The sequence below is a fragment of the Rhizobium aureum genome, from assembly GCF_030182495.1.
GTDB lineage: Bacteria > Pseudomonadota > Alphaproteobacteria > Rhizobiales > Rhizobiaceae > Rhizobium > Rhizobium tropici_C.
Map to the genome: position 1 here is coordinate 1 of NZ_JAQJCI010000009.1, position 19,310 is coordinate 19,310.

The 19,310-nt window shown below is 60.7% G+C and carries 24 protein-coding genes; 10 read left to right on the forward strand and 14 right to left on the reverse strand.

All coding sequences use genetic code 11. The annotated features are described in order from the left end of the window. A partial coding sequence (locus PH552_RS20245; protein WP_285165947.1) for a transposase occupies positions 1-223 on the forward strand: 223 nt, incomplete at its 5' end. A gap of 104 nt (positions 224-327) precedes the next feature. On the opposite strand, the gene gcvA is transcribed toward PH552_RS20245, so the two are convergent. After that, positions 328-1,224 (reverse strand): transcriptional regulator GcvA, encoded by an 897-nt coding sequence (gene gcvA, locus PH552_RS20250; protein ID WP_183762429.1) that lies wholly within the window; start codon positions 1,222-1,224, stop codon positions 328-330. A gap of 156 nt (positions 1,225-1,380) precedes the next feature. On the opposite strand from gcvA, the gene PH552_RS20255 reads away from it, so the two are divergent. Next, positions 1,381-2,304, forward strand: a complete 924-nt coding sequence (locus PH552_RS20255; RefSeq protein WP_183762432.1) for a DMT family transporter — start codon at positions 1,381-1,383, stop codon at positions 2,302-2,304. 105 nt (positions 2,305-2,409) lie between these two features. Here PH552_RS20255 and hemW read toward each other — a convergent pair whose 3' ends face one another. The 4 genes from hemW to rph form a co-directional block, all read right to left on the reverse strand. Then, positions 2,410-3,585, reverse strand: coding sequence for a radical SAM family heme chaperone HemW (hemW, locus tag PH552_RS20260; protein WP_183762746.1), 1,176 nt, complete (start codon positions 3,583-3,585; stop codon positions 2,410-2,412). A 36-nt stretch (positions 3,586-3,621) separates the two neighbouring features. After that, positions 3,622-4,266 carry an RdgB/HAM1 family non-canonical purine NTP pyrophosphatase gene (gene rdgB, locus PH552_RS20265; protein ID WP_183762435.1) on the reverse strand — a complete coding sequence of 215 codons (645 nt, stop codon included), beginning with the start codon at positions 4,264-4,266 and terminating at the stop codon, positions 3,622-3,624. Positions 4,267-4,277: 11 nt separating this feature from the next. Beyond that, the gene (locus PH552_RS20270; protein ID WP_183762438.1) at positions 4,278-4,694 is read right to left on the reverse strand and encodes a VOC family protein; all 417 of its coding nucleotides are present in this window, start codon (positions 4,692-4,694) and stop codon (positions 4,278-4,280) included. A gap of 213 nt (positions 4,695-4,907) precedes the next feature. Continuing rightward, positions 4,908-5,624: a ribonuclease PH gene (gene rph, locus PH552_RS20275; RefSeq protein WP_015338597.1), complete on the reverse strand. Its 717-nt coding sequence runs from the start codon at positions 5,622-5,624 to the stop codon at positions 4,908-4,910. A gap of 171 nt (positions 5,625-5,795) precedes the next feature. Between rph and hrcA the strand changes: the two genes are divergently transcribed. Next, on the forward strand, positions 5,796-6,884 hold the full coding sequence (gene hrcA / locus PH552_RS20280) for a heat-inducible transcriptional repressor HrcA (protein WP_112343634.1): 1,089 nt from the start codon (positions 5,796-5,798) through the stop codon (positions 6,882-6,884). 23 nt (positions 6,885-6,907) lie between these two features. On the opposite strand, the gene PH552_RS20285 is transcribed toward hrcA, so the two are convergent. Beyond that, positions 6,908-7,342, reverse strand: coding sequence for a GFA family protein (locus tag PH552_RS20285; RefSeq protein WP_183762441.1), 435 nt, complete (start codon positions 7,340-7,342; stop codon positions 6,908-6,910). A gap of 211 nt (positions 7,343-7,553) precedes the next feature. Between PH552_RS20285 and grpE the strand changes: the two genes are divergently transcribed. Then, positions 7,554-8,195, forward strand: a complete 642-nt coding sequence (gene grpE / locus PH552_RS20290) for a nucleotide exchange factor GrpE (RefSeq protein WP_112343636.1) — start codon at positions 7,554-7,556, stop codon at positions 8,193-8,195. Positions 8,196-8,285: 90 nt separating this feature from the next. On the opposite strand, the gene ptsN is transcribed toward grpE, so the two are convergent. The 6 genes from ptsN to lptC all read right to left on the reverse strand — a co-directional run bounded on the left by ptsN (position 8,286) and on the right by lptC (position 13,578). Beyond that, complete coding sequence (gene ptsN / locus PH552_RS20295; RefSeq protein ID WP_015338601.1) at positions 8,286-8,750, reverse strand: PTS IIA-like nitrogen regulatory protein PtsN; 465 nt, start codon at positions 8,748-8,750, stop codon at positions 8,286-8,288. An 88-nt stretch (positions 8,751-8,838) separates the two neighbouring features. Further along, positions 8,839-9,414 (reverse strand): ribosome hibernation-promoting factor, HPF/YfiA family, encoded by a 576-nt coding sequence (gene hpf, locus PH552_RS20300; RefSeq protein WP_106996445.1) that lies wholly within the window; start codon positions 9,412-9,414, stop codon positions 8,839-8,841. Between the two features lie 250 nt (positions 9,415-9,664). After that, positions 9,665-11,224 (reverse strand): RNA polymerase factor sigma-54, encoded by a 1,560-nt coding sequence (gene rpoN / locus PH552_RS20305; RefSeq protein WP_112343637.1) that lies wholly within the window; start codon positions 11,222-11,224, stop codon positions 9,665-9,667. 194 nt (positions 11,225-11,418) lie between these two features. Next, entirely contained in the window at positions 11,419-12,207 is a 789-nt protein-coding gene (gene lptB / locus PH552_RS20310; protein WP_210260545.1) for an LPS export ABC transporter ATP-binding protein, read from the reverse strand. 37 nt (positions 12,208-12,244) lie between these two features. Next, positions 12,245-12,895, reverse strand: coding sequence for an LptA/OstA family protein (locus tag PH552_RS20315; protein ID WP_112343638.1), 651 nt, complete (start codon positions 12,893-12,895; stop codon positions 12,245-12,247). Further along, on the reverse strand, positions 12,892-13,578 hold the full coding sequence (gene lptC / locus PH552_RS20320) for an LPS export ABC transporter periplasmic protein LptC (protein ID WP_183762447.1): 687 nt from the start codon (positions 13,576-13,578) through the stop codon (positions 12,892-12,894). The genes PH552_RS20315 and lptC overlap by 4 nt, the downstream gene beginning before the upstream one ends. Positions 13,579-13,901: 323 nt before the next feature. Here lptC and sppA point away from each other — a divergent pair, with 323 nt between their 5' ends. From sppA to PH552_RS20335, 3 genes are all read left to right on the forward strand, one after another. After that, positions 13,902-14,858, forward strand: coding sequence for a signal peptide peptidase SppA (gene sppA / locus PH552_RS20325; RefSeq protein ID WP_112343640.1), 957 nt, complete (start codon positions 13,902-13,904; stop codon positions 14,856-14,858). Positions 14,859-14,884: 26 nt separating this feature from the next. After that, the gene (locus tag PH552_RS20330; protein ID WP_004120746.1) at positions 14,885-15,190 is read left to right on the forward strand and encodes an integration host factor subunit beta; all 306 of its coding nucleotides are present in this window, start codon (positions 14,885-14,887) and stop codon (positions 15,188-15,190) included. Between the two features lie 166 nt (positions 15,191-15,356). Continuing rightward, positions 15,357-15,689 (forward strand): lipopolysaccharide assembly protein LapA domain-containing protein, encoded by a 333-nt coding sequence (locus PH552_RS20335; protein WP_183762450.1) that lies wholly within the window; start codon positions 15,357-15,359, stop codon positions 15,687-15,689. Here the strand turns inward: PH552_RS20335 and PH552_RS20340 are convergent. Then, the gene (locus PH552_RS20340) at positions 15,681-16,139 is read right to left on the reverse strand and encodes a GNAT family N-acetyltransferase (protein ID WP_112343642.1); all 459 of its coding nucleotides are present in this window, start codon (positions 16,137-16,139) and stop codon (positions 15,681-15,683) included. The two genes, PH552_RS20335 and PH552_RS20340, sit on opposite strands and share 9 nt — an antisense overlap. Positions 16,140-16,175: 36 nt before the next feature. Beyond that, complete coding sequence (locus PH552_RS20345) at positions 16,176-16,628, reverse strand: SRPBCC family protein (RefSeq protein WP_112343643.1); 453 nt, start codon at positions 16,626-16,628, stop codon at positions 16,176-16,178. A 115-nt stretch (positions 16,629-16,743) separates the two neighbouring features. Here PH552_RS20345 and PH552_RS20350 point away from each other — a divergent pair, with 115 nt between their 5' ends. From PH552_RS20350 to lspA, 3 genes are read left to right on the forward strand one after another with little or no spacing between them, the layout of a single operon-like run. Continuing rightward, a complete protein-coding gene (locus PH552_RS20350; protein WP_483315500.1) occupies positions 16,744-17,889 on the forward strand; it encodes a class I SAM-dependent methyltransferase in 1,146 nt (381 codons plus the stop codon). Continuing rightward, positions 17,886-18,737, forward strand: a complete 852-nt coding sequence (locus PH552_RS20355) for a TrmH family RNA methyltransferase (RefSeq protein ID WP_183762456.1) — start codon at positions 17,886-17,888, stop codon at positions 18,735-18,737. Before PH552_RS20350 ends, PH552_RS20355 begins: the two co-directional genes overlap by 4 nt. A gap of 9 nt (positions 18,738-18,746) precedes the next feature. Continuing rightward, positions 18,747-19,265, forward strand: a complete 519-nt coding sequence (gene lspA, locus PH552_RS20360; RefSeq protein ID WP_183762459.1) for a signal peptidase II — start codon at positions 18,747-18,749, stop codon at positions 19,263-19,265. Positions 19,266-19,310 lie beyond the last annotated feature (45 nt).

The following is a 19,310-nucleotide window of genomic DNA, read 5'->3' on the forward strand; positions in this document are numbered from 1 at the left end:
CTCGGTTTCGCATATTGTCGGCTTCTTGAAGGGCAAGACGGCCCTTTACGTAGCGAACAAATATGCGCGCAAGCGCCGCTACAAAGGGTATCACTTTTGGGCACGCGGGTATTTCGTATCGACGACGGGCTATAACGAGCAGGTCGTCAGACAATATATCCGTAATCAGGAAAAGGCCGACAAAGCTTCCGACTTTGCCGACCTCTTCAATCGTAGCTACTAAGCGCTAACAATACCGCTTCTAGCGGTTCAAGCGCAGCGTTTCAAACCTCCACCTCTGGTGGAGGTCATGACTTTTGTACGATCAGGCAGAGCGGAGAAGCACGCCTATGCGGATGGCACCGTGCGGGACACTTCGGAAAACAGCCAGGATCGCAGGGCCGCAATAGCCGGCCGCTCCAATGCGCCGGGCGGATAGACGAGGTGATAGGCGAGCGCGCTCGCAAATCCGATGGGGAAGGGCGCGACGAGCGTACCCTCAGCCAGCTCCTGCTCCACGAAGGACCGGCGCATCAGCGCGATGCCGAGCCCCGCCTTCATGGCGTGATAGGCACCCGTCCCGTCGGTAAAGACCGGTCCATGCATCGCGTCCACGCGCGTCGCACCGGCAGCTTGCAGCCAGAGCTCCCAGTCCCGTCGATAGACATCGTGGATCAGCGTCAGATTTGCCAGAGCGTCGACTTCAGGAGAAGGGCCGAGGGTCGCCGCCGTCTCGGGCGTGCAGACCGGTACATACTCGTCATCCAGCAGCCTTTCGCTCGCCAGCCCCTCGTAGCCGCCGAGGCCGTGGCGGATGGCGATATCTATCCCATCCCGTTGGAAATCCATCATGCGGTGCGAAGCGCTGATGCGCAGGTCGATATCCGGATGCGCTTCCTCGAACCGCCGCAGCCGCGGCACGAGCCAATGCGTGGCAAAGCCGGCGGTACAGGTGACGGTCAGCACCGTGTCCTTCGAGCGCATCGCCAAGGCCGCTGTCGCCTCGCGGATGAGGCGGAAGGCCGTTCGCATCGTCGCGAAATATTCAGCGCCTTCGCTCGTCAATGCGAGGCTGCGGGTCCGCCGCTCGAAAAGCCGCACGCCGAGCGCAGTTTCAAGATCGCGGATCTGCAGGCTGATGGCGCCTGGCGTCACATGCAGCTCGTTTGCCGCCAGTGTCATGCTGAGATGCCGGGCGGAGGCCTCGAAGGCGCGCAGCGCCGAGAGGGATGGCAGTTGATCCATGATAATTGAGCTCAGCTAAATCATGATCTGAAAAAGACTCGTTTGTCAGAGTCCAAGAATAGCGGGATTATTCCAGCAATTCGAAAGGTTGGCAATCATATCGAGATCCGGCCATCGATAAGCAAAACTCAATCGGCAGATGCTGGAGATAATCAGATGTCTCAGAAATCCATGGGCGCAGTCGAATGGAGCATGTTGATGGGGCTGTCCGTCCTTTGGGGCGGCTCCTTCCTGTTCAACGGCATTCTGGTGCGCGAACTGCCGCCCTTCACCATCGTTACCGCGCGTGTCGCGCTCGCCGCCATTGCTCTGCATGTCATCGTGCGCGCCACCGGACATTCCATGCCGAAAGACGGCAAGACCTGGCTTGCCTTCTTAGGCATGGGCTTCCTCAATAATGTCATTCCCTTCCTGCTGATCGTGTGGGGGCAGACGCATATCGCCAGTGGTCTCGCATCCATCCTCAATGCCACCACGCCGCTCTTTGCCGTCGTCGTCGCCCATTTCCTGACGGAGGATGAGAAGATGACTGGCAATCGGCTGATCGGGGTCATCGTCGGCTTTGCCGGTGTGGCGCTGATGATCGGCCCGTCGGTGCTGGCGAGCCTCGGTTCCAACGTACTGGCGCAGCTCGCCGTGCTGGGTGCCGCCTTCAGCTATTCCCTGGCCGGCATATTCGGGCGTCGTTTCCGCCGCATGGGGCTGGCGCCGATCATTCCGGCCGCCGGTCAGGTGACAGGGTCGGCCATCCTGCTGTTGCCGATCGCGCTCTTCGTCGACCGTCCCTGGACGCTCACAATGCCGTCGTCGGAGACCTGGCTTGCTCTTGCCGGCCTAGCCATCCTGTCGACCGCCATCGCCTATATGCTGTTCTTTCGCATCCTTGCGACGGCCGGCGCCACCAACCTGATGCTGGTGACCTTCCTGATTCCCGTCAGCGCGATCCTGCTCGGAGCCCTCGTTCTCGGCGAGAGCCTGCAGCCGAAGCATTTCATCGGCATGGCCCTCATCGCCGTCGGTCTTGCCGCAATCGATGGGCGTTTGCTTACCCTCCCCTTGAGGGGGAGGGTCGGCACGTAAGTGCCGGGGTGGGGTGATCTCGGCAACAACCGAGTCATCATCGCACATACGCGGGTCACCCCCACCCGCCGCTGTGCGGCGACCTCCCCCCTCAAGGGGGAGGTGTCAACAAGCGAGATCGGCGACGACCGAATCGAGAACCAGCATTCCCGCCGGCGTACAGCGCAGGCGGGAATTGCCGATCCGCTCTATGAAACCGTGTTCCAGTAAAAAGGCTTCGCGCTGCGGATCGGGATCGCGGCCGGAAAGCTGCTGCCAGCGGGCGAGATCGACGCCTTCGCGAAGCCGCAGGCCCATCAGCAGCAATTCGTCGGCCTGTTCGTCGAACCCAAGCATTTCCTGGTCGATCATGCCGTGGCCATCGCGCTCGACCATATCGAGCCAGCTCTCCGGCTTGCGCTCGGTGGCCGTCGCCAGCTTCTGCGGCCCTCGGGTCAGGCGGCCATGCGCGCCGGGGCCGATCCCGGCATAGTCGCCATAGCGCCAATAGGTGAGGTTGTGCCGGCTCTCGGCGCCGGGCTGCGCGTGATTGGAAACCTCGTAGGCCGGCATGCCCTCGCGTTCGGTAATCTCCTGCGTCGCTTCATAAAGCAGCGCCGATTGATCGCCATCGGGCACGATCAGCTTTCCGGCCTTGTGCAGGCCATAGAAGGGCGTGCCCTCCTCGATCGTCAGTTGATAGAGCGAGAGGTGATCGACCGCATAGGAGATTGCCTCCTTCAGCTCGCGCTCCCATTCCTCGACGGTCTGGTTGGGGCGGGCATAGATGAGGTCGAAGGACATGCGCGGGAAGATCTCGCGCGCCAGCCTGATCGCCTTCAGCGCATCTTCGACATTGTGCAGACGTCCAAGGAATTTCAGGTCGCGGTCGTTCAGCGCCTGCACGCCCATCGACACGCGATTGACGCCGGCGGCGCGATAGCCGCGAAAGCGCTCCGCTTCGACGCTGGACGGATTGGCTTCCATGGTGATCTCGATACCATCAGGCACATGCCAGGTTTTGGCGATACCATCGAGCACCGCACCGACTGTTTCCGGTTTCATCAGCGACGGCGTGCCGCCGCCGAGGAAGACACTGGTGACGGTCTTCGGGCCGCTGATCATCCGCATCGTCGCCATTTCCTTCAGAAAGGCGGCGGCAAAGCGTTCTTGATCGACAGGCTGGTGGCGCACATGGCTGTTGAAATCGCAGTAGGGACATTTGGCCGCGCAAAAGGGCCAATGCACATACACGCCGAAACCGGGTTCGCCGGTATCGGGCAGCAATTGCGCGCCGTGCATCAGATCCTGTGTGTCCACGATTTCCACGGGATTAGCTTACGCCTCCAGGCAGGTTTCGACAAAGATCTTGAAGGCGCGGGCGCGGTGCGACAGCGCCTGCTCGTCGCCGGGCTTCCAGCCATGCTTCTGCTCGGCGCTCATTTCGCCGAATGTGGTCTCGTAGCCCTTGGGCTGGAAGACCGGGTCGTAGCCGAAGCCCTGGGTGCCGCGCGGCGGCCAGACGACGGTGCCTTCCACTTCGCCGCGGAAAAGTTCGGTATGCCCATCCGGCCAGGCAAGGCAAAGGACGCTGACGAAGCGCGCCGTGCGGCTTTCCGGCGAGGTGGCGCCGGCTTTCTCCAGGGCGGTCTCGACCTTCTGCATGGCCATGGCGAAGTCGCGCGTACCGTCAGGCCTCTCCGCCCAATTGGCCGTATAGACGCCGGGATCGCCGCCAAGCGCATCGATGACCAGACCGGAGTCGTCCGAGAGTGCCGGCAGGCCGGAGGCATTGGCGGAGGCGAGCGCCTTGATCGTCGCATTCTCCTCGAAGGTCGTGCCCGTCTCGTCCGGTTCGATGAAGTTGAGATCGGCGGCGGACTTGGCGGTAAAGCCGAGCGGACCGATGAGATCGCGGATTTCCTGGATCTTGCCGGCATTGTGGCTGGCGACGACGATGGTCTTGGTATCGAGCTTGCGCATGTGCTGTCCTGTCATAGCCCCCAGATGCGGGGTTCGGCGCATTCCAGGCTGTTGCCGGCCGGATCGCGGAAATAGATCGATCGGCCGCCGTTCGGCCAGTGAAAATCGGCTTCGATATCGACACCGGCAGCCTTCAGCCTCTCGGCCATGGCCTCGATATCGTTGCTATCGACACGGAAGCAGACATGGCCATGGCCCTTGGTCCCATGCGGCGGCACGGGCAGGGCGCCCGGTTCGTGCGGCTTGAGCGTTTCTCCGCTGTTGAAGATCAGGAGCACACCTGGCCCACAGCGATAAAAGACATGGCGATTGCCGCCTCGCGATATCTTCTCCAGCCCGAGTATGCCGCCATAAAAGGCTTCGACTGCATCGAGATCGTCCGCATAGAGCGCAGTTTCAAGAACGCCTGTGAGTGTCGCATCGCTCAACGGATCAGCCCCTCACCCTAGCCCTCTCCCCCATGCGGGGAGAGGGGACGACCTCAGGCTCGATCGTCGTCCGATTCCAGCGTGGTGAAGAGGGATAACAAAGGGTGCATCTAGCCCCTTCTCCCCGTCTCGGCGGGGAGAAAGTGGCCACCCATCGATGAACTCGGGGGCCGGATGAGGGGCAGGCTGCACGCTCCGCATTCGTTGATATCCTCAGGCGATGGCCTGCTTCTGCAGCTCCACCAGTTCGGCGATGCCGTTCTTGGCAAGGTGCATCAGCGTGGCGAATTCCTCTTCGCTGAAGGGGGCGCCCTCAGCCGTTCCCTGGATCTCGACGATGCCGCCCTTGCCCGTCATGACGAAATTGGCGTCGGTCTCGGCCGAGGAATCCTCAAGATAGTCGAGATCGATGACAGGCTGATCGGCAAAGATACCGCAGGAGATGGCTGCGATGTGGTCCTTCAGCACGCGTTCCACCTTGACCATGTTGCGGCTTTCCATCCACTTCAGGCAGTCATAAAGCGCGATCCAGCCGCCGGTGATCGAGGCCGTGCGCGTGCCGCCATCCGCCTGGATGACGTCGCAGTCGACGGTGATCTGGCGTTCGCCGAGTTCCTTGAGGTCGACGACGGCGCGCAGCGACCGGCCGATGAGGCGCTGGATTTCCTGCGTGCGGCCGCCCTGCTTGCCCGCGGCGGCTTCGCGCTTCATGCGCTCGCCGGTGGCCCGCGGCAGCATGCCGTATTCGGCCGTGACCCAGCCCTTGCCGCTGTTGCGCAGCCATGGCGGCGTTTTGTCCTCCAGGCTTGCCGTGCAGAGCACATGCGTATCGCCGAATTTCACCAGGCAGGAGCCTTCCGCATGCTTGGAAAAATTGCGCTCGAACGACACCTTGCGCATCTGGTCGGTTTTTCTGCCTGAAGGCCGCATTCCACTCTCCTGAAAGTTCGTTGACCGCTTCTACGACCCACAGCCTGCTTTTGCAAAGGAAAAGCAGGCTGTGAGACCTGTCCGCGCCTCCAGCGGCATTTTCCCTTTTGCCATTGCTAACCGAATGATTATATTTTGCCTAAGGCTCAACGGAATGGATCTGACAGCGAAATGGTATTCACGACATCGTCGGTCTCGGATGTCATTGCTGCACTGGACGAACGCTCCAAGGAAATCTTCCGCCGTATCGTCGAAGGCTATCTGGAAAATGGCGAGCCGCTGGGTTCGCGCAATCTCTCGCGCCTGCTGCCGATGTCGCTCTCGCCGGCCTCGGTGCGCAATGTCATGAGCGATCTGGAAGAGCTGGGACTCATCTATTCGCCGCATGTGAGTGCCGGGCGATTGCCGACGCAGGTGGGCCTACGCTTCTTCGTCGATGCGTTCATGCAGGTCGGTGATCTCTCCGCCGAGGATCGGGCCAATATCGACCGGCAGGTGCGCGGCAGCAATCGCGATCAGCCGATGGAATCGATGATGTCGGAGGCGAGCCGGGTGCTCTCGGGCATTTCGCGCGGCGCCGGTCTCGTCATCACCTCCAAGAGCGACCCGGTGCTCAAGCACGTGGAATTCATTCGCCTGGAGCCGACCAAGGCGCTTGCCGTGCTCGTCGGCGATCACGATCAAGTCGAAAACCGCATCATCGAACTGCCGGCAGGCACGACGTCGTCGCAGCTGACGGAAGCCGCCAACTTCCTTAACGCCCATATGACCGGCCAGACGCTGCCGGAGCTGCGGCGGCAGTTGCAAAGTCTTAAGGAAAGCGTGCGCCAGGAACTGGACAGCTTGTCTCATCAGCTGGTCGAGCGCGGCATTGCCGTCTGGTCCGGCGGCGATGACGAAGGCAAGCCGACGCAGCTCATCGTGCGCGGCCACTCCAATCTGCTGGCCGAAATCGGCGGCGCGGAGGATCTGGATCGCCTGCGCCTTCTTTTCGACGATCTCGAAAAGAAGGACAGCCTCATCGAGATTCTCAATCTTGCCGAAAGCGGCCCGGGGGTGCGCATCTTCATCGGTTCGGAAAACAAGCTTTTCTCGTTGTCCGGTTCCTCGCTGATCGTCGCTCCCTATCGTGACGACGATGATCGTATCGTCGGCGCGGTCGGCGTCATCGGCCCGACGCGGCTGAACTATGCCCGCATCGTGCCCATGGTCGATTATACGGCGCAGCTGATTTCGCGGCTGACCCGGCCGGGGATTTGACGAGACGGATCCGACGGTGACGGTCAATCGGCAAGCAGCATCCCAGATCCGCCCATCTCGGCCGGAAGGTCCTTCTGCTTCGGAAGCCCGTCGCCCATGTGCAGCACTGTCGTTTCATAGTTGACGTGCAGCGCCGGCTGGAAATCGAGGCCGGGCAGGATGGCGGCGTAGACATCGGTCACGCCCCATGTCGGATGCTCGGTCAAGAGATGGCCGCCGCAGACCGTGCACCACTTGCGCACGCTCGTCTCGGTTTTCTGGTAGCTGCCGATCTTGTCAGCACCTCTGGTGATGTGAACCGCTTGCGGCGGCCAGAGCGAAAAGGCATTGACCGGGCCTGCCGACCATTCGCGGCAAGAGTCGCAATGACAGTAGCCCATCGCCACTGGCTCGCCATCGACAGTAATTTCGACTGCCCCACAGAAACACTTGCCTGAAAGGGATTTGCCATTAGACATTGATCTCACCCCTCGCTGTGCTGCATCTCAGCATACCACCGGGGAGGAGGGCTGAACAGTCGATGTCTCGAACGGCATTCAAGAGCGGGGAGGCATATTGCCGCCGCCCGCAAAGCCGCGAATTGGCTGTTCTTCTCGACAAAGCCTTGATTTTTTCCGGGCAAACCTCGATATCGGGCACATCCAAAGACCAAGCAATTCGGAGACCGTCATGACCGACGAAACAACAAAAACCGGACCTGACGCCACGGCGGCCGACACGTCAGCGGATTTCGCGCAGGATGCAGCGGAAACCGTTGATGCGGCCGAGCCGTCTCAGCCAGATCCGGTTGAGCTGCTGAAGGCCGAGAACGGCGAACTGCGCGATCGCTACCTGCGCCTTGCTGCCGAGATGGACAACCTCCGTCGCCGCACCGAGCGCGACGTGAAGGATGCGAAGTCCTATTCCGTGGCAAGCTTTGCCCGCGACATGCTCTCGGTGGCCGATAATCTGCGCCGCACGCTGGACGCCATTCCGGCTGAAGCCCGCGCTGGCGGCGACGCCGGCCTGAAGACGCTGATCGAAGGCGTCGAGATGACCGAGCGTTCGATGCTATCGGCCCTCGAGCGCCACGGCGTGCGTCAGCTCGAACCGATCGGACAGAAGTTCGACCCCAATTTCCACCAGGCCATGTTCGAAGTGCCGAACCCTGAAGTGCCGAACAACACGGTCGTCCAAGTGGTGCAGGCCGGCTTCGTCATCGGCGACCGCGTTCTGCGCCCGGCCATGGTCGGGGTCGCCAAGGGTGGGCCGAAAATCGTGGAAAATGCCGAGCAGGGCGCCAACAGCCCGCTGGATGAAAAAGACGCCTGATCTTTCAGAGCGATAGCGAAAAAGACAGAGCCGGATGATCTGAGGTCATCCGGCTCTTATTTTTGCCTTGGTCAGATGCGACGCAGGTCGTCACGCGGCGTTGGATGCCTGCTCCTCGTTGAGGAAGGCGTAGATGGCGGAGGCGGAGTCGGTGGCGCGGAGTTTCGCGACGAGATCCTGGTCCCGCAGAACGCGGGCGATGCGCGAGAGCGCCTTCAGGTGGTCCGCGCCGGCACCTTCGGGCGCGAGCAGCAGGAAGACGAGATCGACGGGCTGATCGTCCAGCGCCTCGAAATCGACAGGCGCTTCAAGGCGCGCGAAAATGCCGGCGATGGACTTGATGCTGGCAAGCTTGCCGTGGGGAATGGCGATCCCGTTGCCGACGCCGGTCGAGCCGAGGCGCTCGCGCTGCAGCACGACGTCGAAGATTTCGCGCTCGGGCAATCCGGTGAGCTTGGAGGCTTTGGCGGCCAACTCCTGAAGCAGTTGTTTTTTGGAATTTGCCTTCAAGGCGGGGATGATCGCATCTTGCTGTAGCAAATCTGCCAATGCCATTCTCTTTATCCTTCGTGTCGCCGAGAACCGATGACGGGCAAGCGGCGGCCAGCTGCCATGATGCGCAGCCGCCGCTTATCTTCTATTCTCAGCCTTTGATATTGGCCGCGTCGATCCAGCCAATGTTGCCGTCCTGACGGCGGTAGACGATGTTCAAGTGTTCGTTGCCGGGGCTGCGGAAGAGCAGCAGCGGTTCGTCGGTCATGTCGAGCGCCATCACGGCAGTCGCCACCGACATGGTCTTCAATTGCTTCGTGCTTTCTGCGACGATCGCCGGTGCGAAATCGGAAGGAACCTCCTCATCGTCGTCCGGAACGCCGTCCATGACGGTATAGGCAACTTCCGCCTGCCCGTTCACATGATTGCCGGCCTGATGGTCCTTGAGTTTGCGCTTGTAGCGGCGCAGGCGTTTTTCGATGCGCTCGGACGCGGCGTCGAAAGCGAGTTGCGGGTCCATGGCTTCCCCTGCGGCATGCAGCACCACGCCGCTGTCGAGATGAAGCTTGCAATCGGCCGCAAAGCGCGAGCTGGACTTCTGCACAGTTACCTGACCCGAATACCCCCCGTCGAAGTATTTCGTCACGGCCATACCGATCTGGTCTTCAATCCGTTGGCGGAAGGAATCACCAATTTCCATATGTTTACCGGAGACACGCACACTCATGGAGTTTCCCTTCTTGTAGTGGTTATTGCGCGTATCAGTTTACGCCAAGCCTCAAGCTCATCCAAGCACTTCACGCAGTCAAAGGCAAATTGCGTATATCGACCGCCTTTTGGATGGTGGGGATAAGTTTCATGGTCGTGCTGTCCTGCAGCGATTGCGGCGGGCTTCTAGCCCTGCCGCTTGCGAAAGTCAACTGCATCTTAACGGACCGTTAGGAGTTTGACATCCTATGGTTGAGGGTGGCCGACCGTCAGAAACCGGAAACTTTGGCCAGCGCCCGCTTTTCCCGGCGCCTTTGAACGGAGGAGGGGATGTTCATGGCTTCCCGGTATTTTGCAACCGTGCGGCGAGCGAGCTCTATCCCGCCCTTCTTCAGCGTATCGACAATATCATCGTCGGACAGCACCGCATCCGGGCTTTCGCTGCTGATCAGCAGGCGGATCTTGTGGCGCACGGCCTCGGCGGAGTGGCTGTCGCCGCCTTCCACGGCGCTGATCGAAACCGTGAAGAAGTATTTGAGCTCGAACAGCCCGCGCGGCGTCAGCATATATTTGTTCGAAGTCACGCGGCTGACCGTGGACTCGTGCATCTTGATGGCGTCCGCCACGGTTTTCAGATTGAGCGGCCGCAGATGGTCGACGCCGTGTACGAGGAATGCATCCTGCTGCCGGACGATCTCGCTCGCCACCTTCATGATCGTCTTGGCGCGCTGGTCCAGGCTGCGGGTCAGCCAGTTGGCATTCTGCAGGCATTCCGACAGGAAGGCATGGTCTTGACTGGTCTTGGAGACGGAGGCGAAATAGGACTGGCTCACCAATACCCGCGGCAGCGCATCGGGATTGAGCTCTACCAGCCAGCTCCCGTCCGCTGAGGGGCGCACGACGATATCCGGCATGATCGCCTCGGATATGTCGGCCTCGAAGCCGCTGCCGGGCTTGGGGTTCAGCTGGCGGATTTCCGCCATCATGTCGAGCAGGTCTTCCTCGTCGACGCCGCAGAGGCGCTTCAGCGTGGCGAAATCGCGCCGGGCAAGCAGCTCGAGATTTTCGATCAGCCGCTCCATGGCGGGATCGAAGCGATCCTTCTGCCGGAGCTGGATTGCCAGGCATTCGCTGAGGGAGCGGGCAAAGACGCCGGGCGGATCGAGCTGCTGCAAGGCATCCAGCACGCGCTCGACGTCGGCAAGCGTCGCACCGAGGCGTTCGGCCGTCTCACCGAGCTCGCCGCGCAGATAGCCACAATCGTCGAGCTGGTCGACGAGATGCTGGGCGATCAGCCGGTCGCCCATGGAAGGCAGCGAGAAGGGGATTTGTTCGTTGAGATGATCGCGCAACGACACCTGGCCGGCGACGAAGTCGTCGAGGTCGTAGCTTTCGCCGGCCTCGCCGCCAGGCATGGATTTCCACTGACTCAGCAATTCCGGCGCGTCGGCGCGCTGCGGAACGCCGTCGTCCGGAAAGACATCGTTGAAATTGGTATCGAGCTCGTCGCTCAGCCGTTTGGCGTTGCCGGTATTGTCGTTTTCGTACCAATCGCTCGCGAGGTCGCCGCCACCTCGTTCGAAGCCATCTTCGCCGTGCGATTCTTCCGAGGCCTCGAAATGATCATCCTTGGCTTCGCGTTCGCCGCTACTGCCTAGATCCTCGTCATTTGACGCAAATTCCAGCAGCGGATTTTTCTCGACTTCCTGCGCAATGAACTGACTCAGCTCGAAATGGGTCATTTGCAGCAACTGAATGGATTGCATCAGTTGCGGAGTCATGACCAGGCTCTGGCTTTGGCGCAGGAAAAGATTGGCCGATAGTGCCATGGCGGACGCAGGACTCCCTTGAACTCCTCGGGATTCCGCGTCTTCTGTTAATAAAACCTTCGCGAAATTCCAACTGGCCCAAAAATTGCTTTTTTATGGGATTTGGTCAAGCGGAACTGTGAAACGAAAGTAAATTTCCGGCGCTCGCCGGCATTCGATAATATTGTGGGATGAAAGGATCGAATTTCAGCCTATCAGAGGCTGAAATTATCACCGAGATAAAGCTTGCGAACTTCGGGATTGCTGACGATGTCGTTCGCCCTGCCATGGGTCAGCACCTCACCCGCATGGATGATATAGGCGCGGTCTATCAGGCCGAGCGTCTCGCGGACATTGTGGTCGGTGATCAACACGCCGATGCCGCGTGCCGTCAGGTGATGCACGAGGTTCTGAATATCGGCGACCGAGATCGGGTCGACGCCCGCGAAAGGCTCATCGAGCAGCATGAAGGTCGGGTCGGTCGCAAGCGCGCGGGCGATTTCAAGGCGACGGCGCTCACCGCCCGAAAGCGCGATGGCCGGCACGGTGCGCAGATTGCGAATGTGGAATTCCTCCAGCAGTTCGTCGATCTTGCGCTCCCGCTTGGTCTTGTCCTTTTCATGGACTTCGAGCACGGCGCGGATGTTTTCTTCCACCGTCAGGCCACGGAAGATCGATGCTTCCTGCGGCAGGTAGCCGACGCCGAGCCGCGCGCGGCGGTACATCGGCATCGAGGTGACATTGTTGCCGTCGATCTCGATCGTGCCCTCATCGACCGGCACCAGTCCGGTGATCATATAGAAACACGTCGTCTTGCCGGCGCCGTTCGGCCCGAGCAGGCCGACGGCTTCACCGCGCCGCACCACCAGCGAAACGCCGTTGACGACACGGCGTGTCCGGTAGGTCTTGGTGAGGCCGCGGGCAATCAGCGTCCCCTTATAGCGTGCCTTATCTGCGGCCGGTGCGCCCGATGCCGCAGAAGACGGCCCGGGCACGCCGGGCAAAGTGGAAGTGGTCGTTGTGGTCACGAGAGGGCCGGTATCAATTTTTCTTTTGTTGCTGCTGCACTTGCTGCGACTTCGGATCGAGCTGGATCTGAACGCGGCCGCCGCAGGAATCCAGCTGTGCTTCACCCGTCGCCATGTGCACGGTGAGTTGGCAGCCGGTGAAAACGTTCGGTCCGTCCGTCAGAACCACTTTCTTGCCCTTGAGGATCGCAAGCTGGCTGGCCATGTCGAAGGAGCCGTCCTCCGCCGTCGCCGTCTGCGTGCCGGAAACGAGATAAACCTTGTCGGTGACCAGAATATGGTCGATGTTGGCATCGCCCGATACCAGCGACTGGTTCTGCTCCTTGGCTGCCTTGGCGACAGGATTGTCGGCCTGCTTGGCATCCGCCGGTTGCTTCTTCTTGTAGAAGACCGTCATCTTGCCCGCCTGCATCGTCGTGGTGCCCTGAACAACCTTGACGTTGCCGGTGAACACGGCCTGGCTTTCCTGGTCATGGATTTCCAGCTTGTCGCTTTCGATCTGGATCGGCTGATCGCTGGAAAGGGCAAGGCCCGGCATGGAGCTGGTCGTCGACTGCGCACCTGCCTCTGCGGCTGCGAAGAAGGCGAGCGCGCTGAAGGTAGCAAGAAGACCCGCCTTGCGCAGGCCAGAGTTGAAAATTGAATTTGGCCAATACTTTATCATGAACCGCCCGGCTTCTGTTCGCTAGCTGAATTGTGGAGAGCGGACGGTTCGATATGCATCCGAACCTGCCCGTCGAATTCGATTACGCTCCCCTTATCCGTCATCTTGAGCGAACGCGCAACAACCGACATGCCGCCTCTGTTGATTGCAACCTCATCCTGGCTGGACAGGTCGCCTTTCTTGACATCGAGGAACGCGGTCTTGAATGCTGCACGCAGGCCATTGTCCATCTGGACGATGAAAGGCTCCGTCAGTTTCAGCGTGTCGGCCTGGCGATCGAAATCCGCGCTCTGGGCCGTCACATGGGCGATCACGTCGGTATTGACGGGCATGGATGCCTTGATGGCCTTGAGCGTGATCATGTTCGGGTTCTTGAGATCCTGCAGCGCTTTCTCCGCCAGCAGGGAATAACTGATGCCGTCCTTGTTGCGGCCGGCGATGGCCGGACGCTCCATGACCACCTTGCCGTCCTCGATCTTGGCGCCCTCGATCTGTATGTCCGCCGGCAGATAGGCGCGGATCAACGAGACGGCAATGAAGATGAGCGAGACGATGAGGGCGGCAAGCGGCAGCATTACCCTCAGCCGCTTCACGCGCGCAGAGTGGAAGATTGCGTCCTTATACGCATTCCGTTCCGACAGCGGGCGGATTGCCTCTCCGGGGGTCTCGATCGTATTGAGCATGCAACAGGTCCGTCTTCTTTGATCCGAGAACCGCATTCACGCTAATGCGAGGCTGCGCCAAAAGCCCATCGGATCGTTTCGCATTATTGCACTGGCTTGCCAATATGGATTTTTCTCCGCAGCCGAGGAATTTCGGCAGAAAAATATCCGATTGGCCCGTGCATCAGGTCGAGCAATGTCCTATCTGATGAACAACAGAGCGGCCACCGGCCAAGGACATCGAGAACGGGAAACGCTTTTCTCTAAGGATTGTGCCCGTTTCAAGGTGTCATTATCCGGGTTTCGTAACGCATTCGATTTGTTGCAGGGAGAAATAAGGCGTGATGGACAGTTCTGCAATCGCAGATCGGCGACAATTGCGTCGCAAGCTTGGTTTTTGGCGGGTTGTTGCCGTTTTGCTCCTTGTGGGGCTCGGCTTCGCGCTTTATCGCTTCGTCGCCGGAGACCTTCCCGACACCCGCGGCCCGCAAATTGCCCGCGTCAAGATTTCCGGGCTCATCCAGGACGATCAGGAGCTCCTCGAACGGCTGAAGAAGATCCGCGACAATGATCAGGTCAAGGCGCTGATCGTTTCGATCTCGTCGACCGGCGGGACCACCTATGGCGGCGAGCGCATCTTCAAGGCGATCCGCGCCGTCGCCGCCAAGAAGCCTGTCGTATCGGATATTCGCACCGTTGCCGCCTCGGCCGGCTATATGATCGCGACGGCCGGCGACGATATCGTTGCCGGCGATACCTCGATCACCGGGTCTATCGGCGTCATCTTCCAGTATCCGCAGCTCAAGGATCTGCTCGACAAGCTCGGCGTTTCCCTCGACGAGATCAAGTCGGCACCGCTGAAGGCCGAACCTTCGCCCTTCCATCCGGCAAGCGAGGAAGCCAGGAGCATGATCCGCAACATGGTCATGGACAGCTACGGCTGGTTCGTGGATCTGGTGGCGGATCGCCGCAAGCTGCCGCGCGAAGACGTGTTGAAGCTTGCCGACGGCAGCATCTTTACCGGCCGGCAGGCGCTGCAGAACAAGCTGATCGATAAGCTCGGCGGCGAAGACGAAATCCTTGCCTATCTCGAAACGCGCAAGGTCAAGAAGGACCTGCCGATCGTCGACTGGAAGCCGGAAGACAAAACCTCGTCCTTCTTCTGGCCGGGCGCCGCTTCCTGGTTGCTAAATCGTCTTGGTTATGATGATTTTGTAAAAGGAGAAGCTCTCCAGAAAATCATGACCGATAAGTTGTTTCTTGACGGCCTGCTTTCTGTTTGGCAGGGTGCAGCCAATTGATAAATCAATGATTTAAGGGGATAGCTGTGATCAAGTCGGAACTGGTGCAGATTGTTGCCGCCCGCAACCCGCATCTCTATCACCGCGACGTCGAAAATATCGTCAATGCCGTCTTGGATGAAATCACCGATGCACTCGCTGCGGGAAACCGGGTTGAGCTTCGCGGCTTTGGCGCTTTTTCCGTCAAGAACCGGCCTTCGCGCTCCGGTCGCAACCCGCGCACCGGCGATACGGTCTTCGTCGAGGAAAAATGGGTTCCCTTCTTCAAAACGGGCAAGGAATTGCGCGAGCGCCTGAATCCGGGCGCAGGCGACGAGGAAGACGACAACTGATCGGCCCCATCGCGCCGAACTTTCCCGAAAATGCTCCGGCGAGATAGCGTCGGACATGATTGTGCCGCGACGCGGTGGCACTTGAATTCAGCCGCCTCTTTTCTATTCTGCGGCTGAAGGCGGCTTGGATGCGGGCATCCATGGCTGCGGATAAAGGAGCTGCGCAATGGCCAAGAAGATCGTCAATCTGCTGATATTGCTGCCGCTCGGCATCATCCTCATCATATTCTGCGTTGCCAACCGGCAGTCCGTGACGCTGGCGCTCAATCCGTTCCGGCCGGACGATCAGGTTCTGTCGCTGAATGCGCCTCTGTTCGCCCTGCTGTTTGTCGCTCTGATCCTCGGCATGATCGTCGGCGCCGCGGTGACCTGGTTCAATCAGGGAAAATACCGCAAACGCGCTCGCAACCAGTCTCGAGAGGCGGTCCGCTGGCAGGCCGAGGCCGACAAGCACCGCACGCGTGCCGAAGAGATCACCGGCCAGCTTCCGTCAAAATGACGGGCTGCCGTTAAGCCGCATCTCCTTGTAGTCACCCTCGGGCGAGGCGCCGTCGCCGATAATCTCGAAGCCGAGTTTTCGATAGAAGGTCATGGCGTGCGTATTCTTGACCAGGCACTTCAGCCGGTAGCGGCGCATGGGCCAGTCCGGCAGGGCGGCGAGCAGGGCCTTTCCGGCGCCGCGCCCCTGGAAGGCCGGCAGGATGTAGAGCATATGGATGAAGTCATCCGGCTCCCACACGGCGGCAAAGCCCGCAACCAGACCATTCTCGTTTTCGCAGACGAACAGCCGTTCGCCATTCGTATGAACGGCGAAGTCCTCAAGGCTGAAGCGGTCGGGATCGACCCATCTGAATGTCTCGCGGCGGACGCGGAGGTAGATCTCCGCAAGCTCCCCCATGTCTTGTTCGCGTGCAGGCCGGACGGCCCAGGTCTCGAATTTCGATGTCATGATCGACTATATGGGCGCCAGATGTGCTTGCGGCAATCAGGCGTCGGCCTGGCCGTTGATGGCAGCGGTGAAATCGGCGAAAAACTGCTGCGCCAGCTTCTTCGCGCTGGAATCGACCAGGCGGGAGCCAAGCTGCGCAATCTTGCCGCCGACCTGCGCCTTCGCCTCATATTGCAGGATGGTTTCGTTGCCGTCTTCCTTCAGGATGACGTCCGCGCCGCCCTTGGCAAAGCCGGCAATGCCGCCCTTTCCCTCACCTGATATCGTGTAGCTCTCCGGCGCGTTGATGTTGGAAAGCGTGACCTCGCCATTGAAGGAGGCGGAAACCGGGCCGATCTTCAGCTTCACGGTCGCGGTCAGTTCCGTCGGGGAAATCCTCTCCAGGCTTTGACAGCCCGGAATGCATTGCTTGAGGATCTCCGGATCGTTCAGCGCCGCCCACACCGCGTCCCTGGGTGCCGCAATCCGCTCCTCGCCGGTCATGTCCATGCGCAATCCTCCCAATGTGACATTTTATGCATGGATCATCGCAGATCGGAAAGCGCTTTGCCAAGTGGCGGCCAGATGCTATTTGCACGCACATATCAATTTTGAGACAAGCATGGTGAAACACAGGGAAAACCGCCCCGGCCAAAAGGCCGCCGGCGGTCTTGGGGCAAAACCCCGGCGCGATATGCCCGGCAAGCCGCCGGCAAAGGCCGCGCATGCTTCAAGGCCAGCCAAGCCTTCGTACGATGCCAAACCTTCGCGCAATCATGGCGAGCGGGCGACCGAGCCGCGTGATGCGGCGTCCGCTCCTGCGGCGCCCGAGCGCCCGCTGCTGACGCGAAGCGGCGAACGGCCGGCCGAACGCGTGCCCGTCATCCTCGAATCGCTGGGTGCCGGCGATTTTCACCTGATCGACAGCGGCAATGGACAGAAGCTCGAGCAATACGGTCCCTATCGCATCGTCCGGCCGGAAGCGCAGGCACTGTGGCCGCCGTCGCTTGCCTCCCATGTTTGGGACAATGCCGATGCCGTCTTTACCGGCGATACGGATGAAGACGGCATGGGCCGCTGGCGTTTCCCACGCGAGGCGCTCGGCGAGACATGGCCGCTGCAATTGCTCGGCGTCGATTTCCTTGGCCGCTTCACCGCCTTTCGCCATGTCGGCGTCTTCCCGGAGCAGATCGTGCACTGGGCATGGATGAAGGAGCAGGTCGAGGCGGCGAAACGGCCGCTGAAGGTTCTGAACCTCTTTGGCTATACCGGCGTGGCGTCGCTGGTGGCGGCCGCAGCCGGCGCGGAAGTAACTCATGTCGATGCCTCCAAGAAGGCGATCGGCTGGGCGCGCGAAAACCAGGCTTTGGGCCGCGTGGAAAAGCTGCCGATCCGCTGGATCTGCGAGGATGCGATGAAGTTCATCCTGCGTGAGGAGCGGCGCGGCAACAAATACGACATCATCCTGACCGACCCACCCAAGTTTGGCCGCGGCCCGAACGGCGAGGTCTGGCATCTGTTCGAGCATCTGCCGCTGATGCTCGATATCTGCCGCGAGATTCTGTCGCCGAAGGCACTCGGCCTCGTGCTGACGGCCTATTCCATCCGCGCCAGCTTCTATTCGATCCATGAGTTGATGCGCGAGACGATGCGCGGCGCCGGCGGCGCCGTCGAATCCGGCGAGCTCGTCATCCGCGAAGCCGGTCTCGACGGCCATACGCCGGGCAGGGCGCTTTCCACCTCTCTCTTTAGCCGCTGGGTGCCGAAATGAACCAGGATTTTCGCAATGACGGCCCGCGCAAGGTCGGACAGGTCAAGGAGGTCACCTCGCTTGCCAATCCGATCGTCAAGGATATCAAGGCGCTGACGGTCAAGAAGTCCCGCGAGGAAAGCGGCGCCTTCCTGGCCGAGGGCCTGAAGCTCGTCATCGACGCGCTCGAGCTCGGCTGGACGATCCGCACGCTGGTCTATGCCAAGGCCGCCAAGGGCAAGCCTCTCGTCGAGCAGGTCGCCGCCAAGACGGTTGCGGCCGGCGGGCTGGTACTCGAGGTCAGCGAAAAGGTCATCGGCTCCATCACCCGCCGCGACAATCCGCAGATGGTGGTCGGCGTCTTCGAGCAGCGCTGGCGACAGCTTCGCGACGTCAAGCCGAAGACGGGCGAAACCTGGGTCGCGCTCGACCGCGTGCGCGATCCCGGCAATCTCGGCACGATCATTCGCACCGCCGATGCGGCCGGTGCCTCCGGCGTTATCCTCGTCGGCGAGACCACCGATCCGTTTTCGCTGGAAACCGTACGCGCCACCATGGGCTCGGTCTTTGCCGTTCCCGTCGTCAAGGCGACACCGGAGGAGTTCCTGGCCTGGAAGAAGAAGGCTGAGGTTTCCGTTGTCGCCACCCACCTGGCCGGCGCCGTCGATTACCGCACCATCGATTACAAGAGGAAGCCCGTCGTCATCCTGATGGGCAACGAGCAGTCCGGCCTGCCGGATGTCCTGGCGAAAGAGGCCGATGCACTCGCCCGCATTCCGCAAGCCGGCCGTGCCGACAGCCTCAATCTGGCGGTTGCAACTGCGGTCATGCTGTTCGAGGCCCGCCGCCATATTCTGTCACTTAACTAGCGAGACCCGATGACCGAAAGCGAGACCAATGAACAGCCGACTGCGAGGCCGGCCTTGTTTTCCCGGCCCCTGCCGATCCTGATCTTCATCGTGGTTGCGGTCATTCTCGATCAGGCCGTCAAGGTCATGGTCGATCACTGGCTGCCGCTGCAGGAGATGGTGCCGGTCATTCCGATGCTGGCGCTCTATCGCACCTACAATCTCGGCGTCGCGTTCTCCATGCTGTCAGGCATGGACGGCTGGTTCATCGTCGGCATGCGGCTCGTCATCGTCGCTTTCGTGCTGTGGCTCTGGTGGCGCACGCCCGACAATCGCTGGCTTGCCCATGTGGGCTTTGCCCTGATCATCGCCGGGGCGCTCGGCAACCTGATCGACCGCTTTCTGTATGGCCATGTGATCGACTATATCCTCTTCCACACCCAGACCTGGTCTTTTGCGGTGTTCAATCTCGCTGATAGTTTCATCACCGTCGGGGCAGGCTGCGTCATTCTCGACGAGCTTCTAATGCCGAAAAAGGCGAAAGCTTAAAATTCTAGCGAATCCCTGAAGGCATCGGGAAGAGTGCATGTGTTA

Coding starts and splice junctions, on each gene's coding strand:
- gcvA (WP_183762429.1), bottom strand. CDS start 1,224: ATGGATCAACTGCCATCCCTCTCGGCGCTGCGCGCCTTCGAGGCCTCC.
- PH552_RS20255 (WP_183762432.1), top strand. CDS start 1,381: ATGTCTCAGAAATCCATGGGCGCAGTCGAATGGAGCATGTTGATGGGG.
- hemW (WP_183762746.1), bottom strand. CDS start 3,585: ATGCACGGCGCGCAATTGCTGCCCGATACCGGCGAACCCGGTTTCGGC.
- rdgB (WP_183762435.1), bottom strand. CDS start 4,266: ATGCGCAAGCTCGATACCAAGACCATCGTCGTCGCCAGCCACAATGCC.
- rph (WP_015338597.1), bottom strand. CDS start 5,624: ATGCGGCCTTCAGGCAGAAAAACCGACCAGATGCGCAAGGTGTCGTTC.
- hrcA (WP_112343634.1), top strand. CDS start 5,796: ATGGTATTCACGACATCGTCGGTCTCGGATGTCATTGCTGCACTGGAC.
- PH552_RS20285 (WP_183762441.1), bottom strand. CDS start 7,342: ATGTCTAATGGCAAATCCCTTTCAGGCAAGTGTTTCTGTGGGGCAGTC.
- grpE (WP_112343636.1), top strand. CDS start 7,554: ATGACCGACGAAACAACAAAAACCGGACCTGACGCCACGGCGGCCGAC.
- ptsN (WP_015338601.1), bottom strand. CDS start 8,750: ATGGCATTGGCAGATTTGCTACAGCAAGATGCGATCATCCCCGCCTTG.
- hpf (WP_106996445.1), bottom strand. CDS start 9,414: ATGAGTGTGCGTGTCTCCGGTAAACATATGGAAATTGGTGATTCCTTC.
- rpoN (WP_112343637.1), bottom strand. CDS start 11,224: ATGGCACTATCGGCCAATCTTTTCCTGCGCCAAAGCCAGAGCCTGGTC.
- PH552_RS20315 (WP_112343638.1), bottom strand. CDS start 12,895: ATGATAAAGTATTGGCCAAATTCAATTTTCAACTCTGGCCTGCGCAAG.
- lptC (WP_183762447.1), bottom strand. CDS start 13,578: ATGCTCAATACGATCGAGACCCCCGGAGAGGCAATCCGCCCGCTGTCG.
- sppA (WP_112343640.1), top strand. CDS start 13,902: ATGGACAGTTCTGCAATCGCAGATCGGCGACAATTGCGTCGCAAGCTT.
- PH552_RS20335 (WP_183762450.1), top strand. CDS start 15,357: ATGGCCAAGAAGATCGTCAATCTGCTGATATTGCTGCCGCTCGGCATC.
- PH552_RS20340 (WP_112343642.1), bottom strand. CDS start 16,139: ATGACATCGAAATTCGAGACCTGGGCCGTCCGGCCTGCACGCGAACAA.
- PH552_RS20345 (WP_112343643.1), bottom strand. CDS start 16,628: ATGGACATGACCGGCGAGGAGCGGATTGCGGCACCCAGGGACGCGGTG.
- PH552_RS20355 (WP_183762456.1), top strand. CDS start 17,886: ATGAACCAGGATTTTCGCAATGACGGCCCGCGCAAGGTCGGACAGGTC.
- lspA (WP_183762459.1), top strand. CDS start 18,747: ATGACCGAAAGCGAGACCAATGAACAGCCGACTGCGAGGCCGGCCTTG.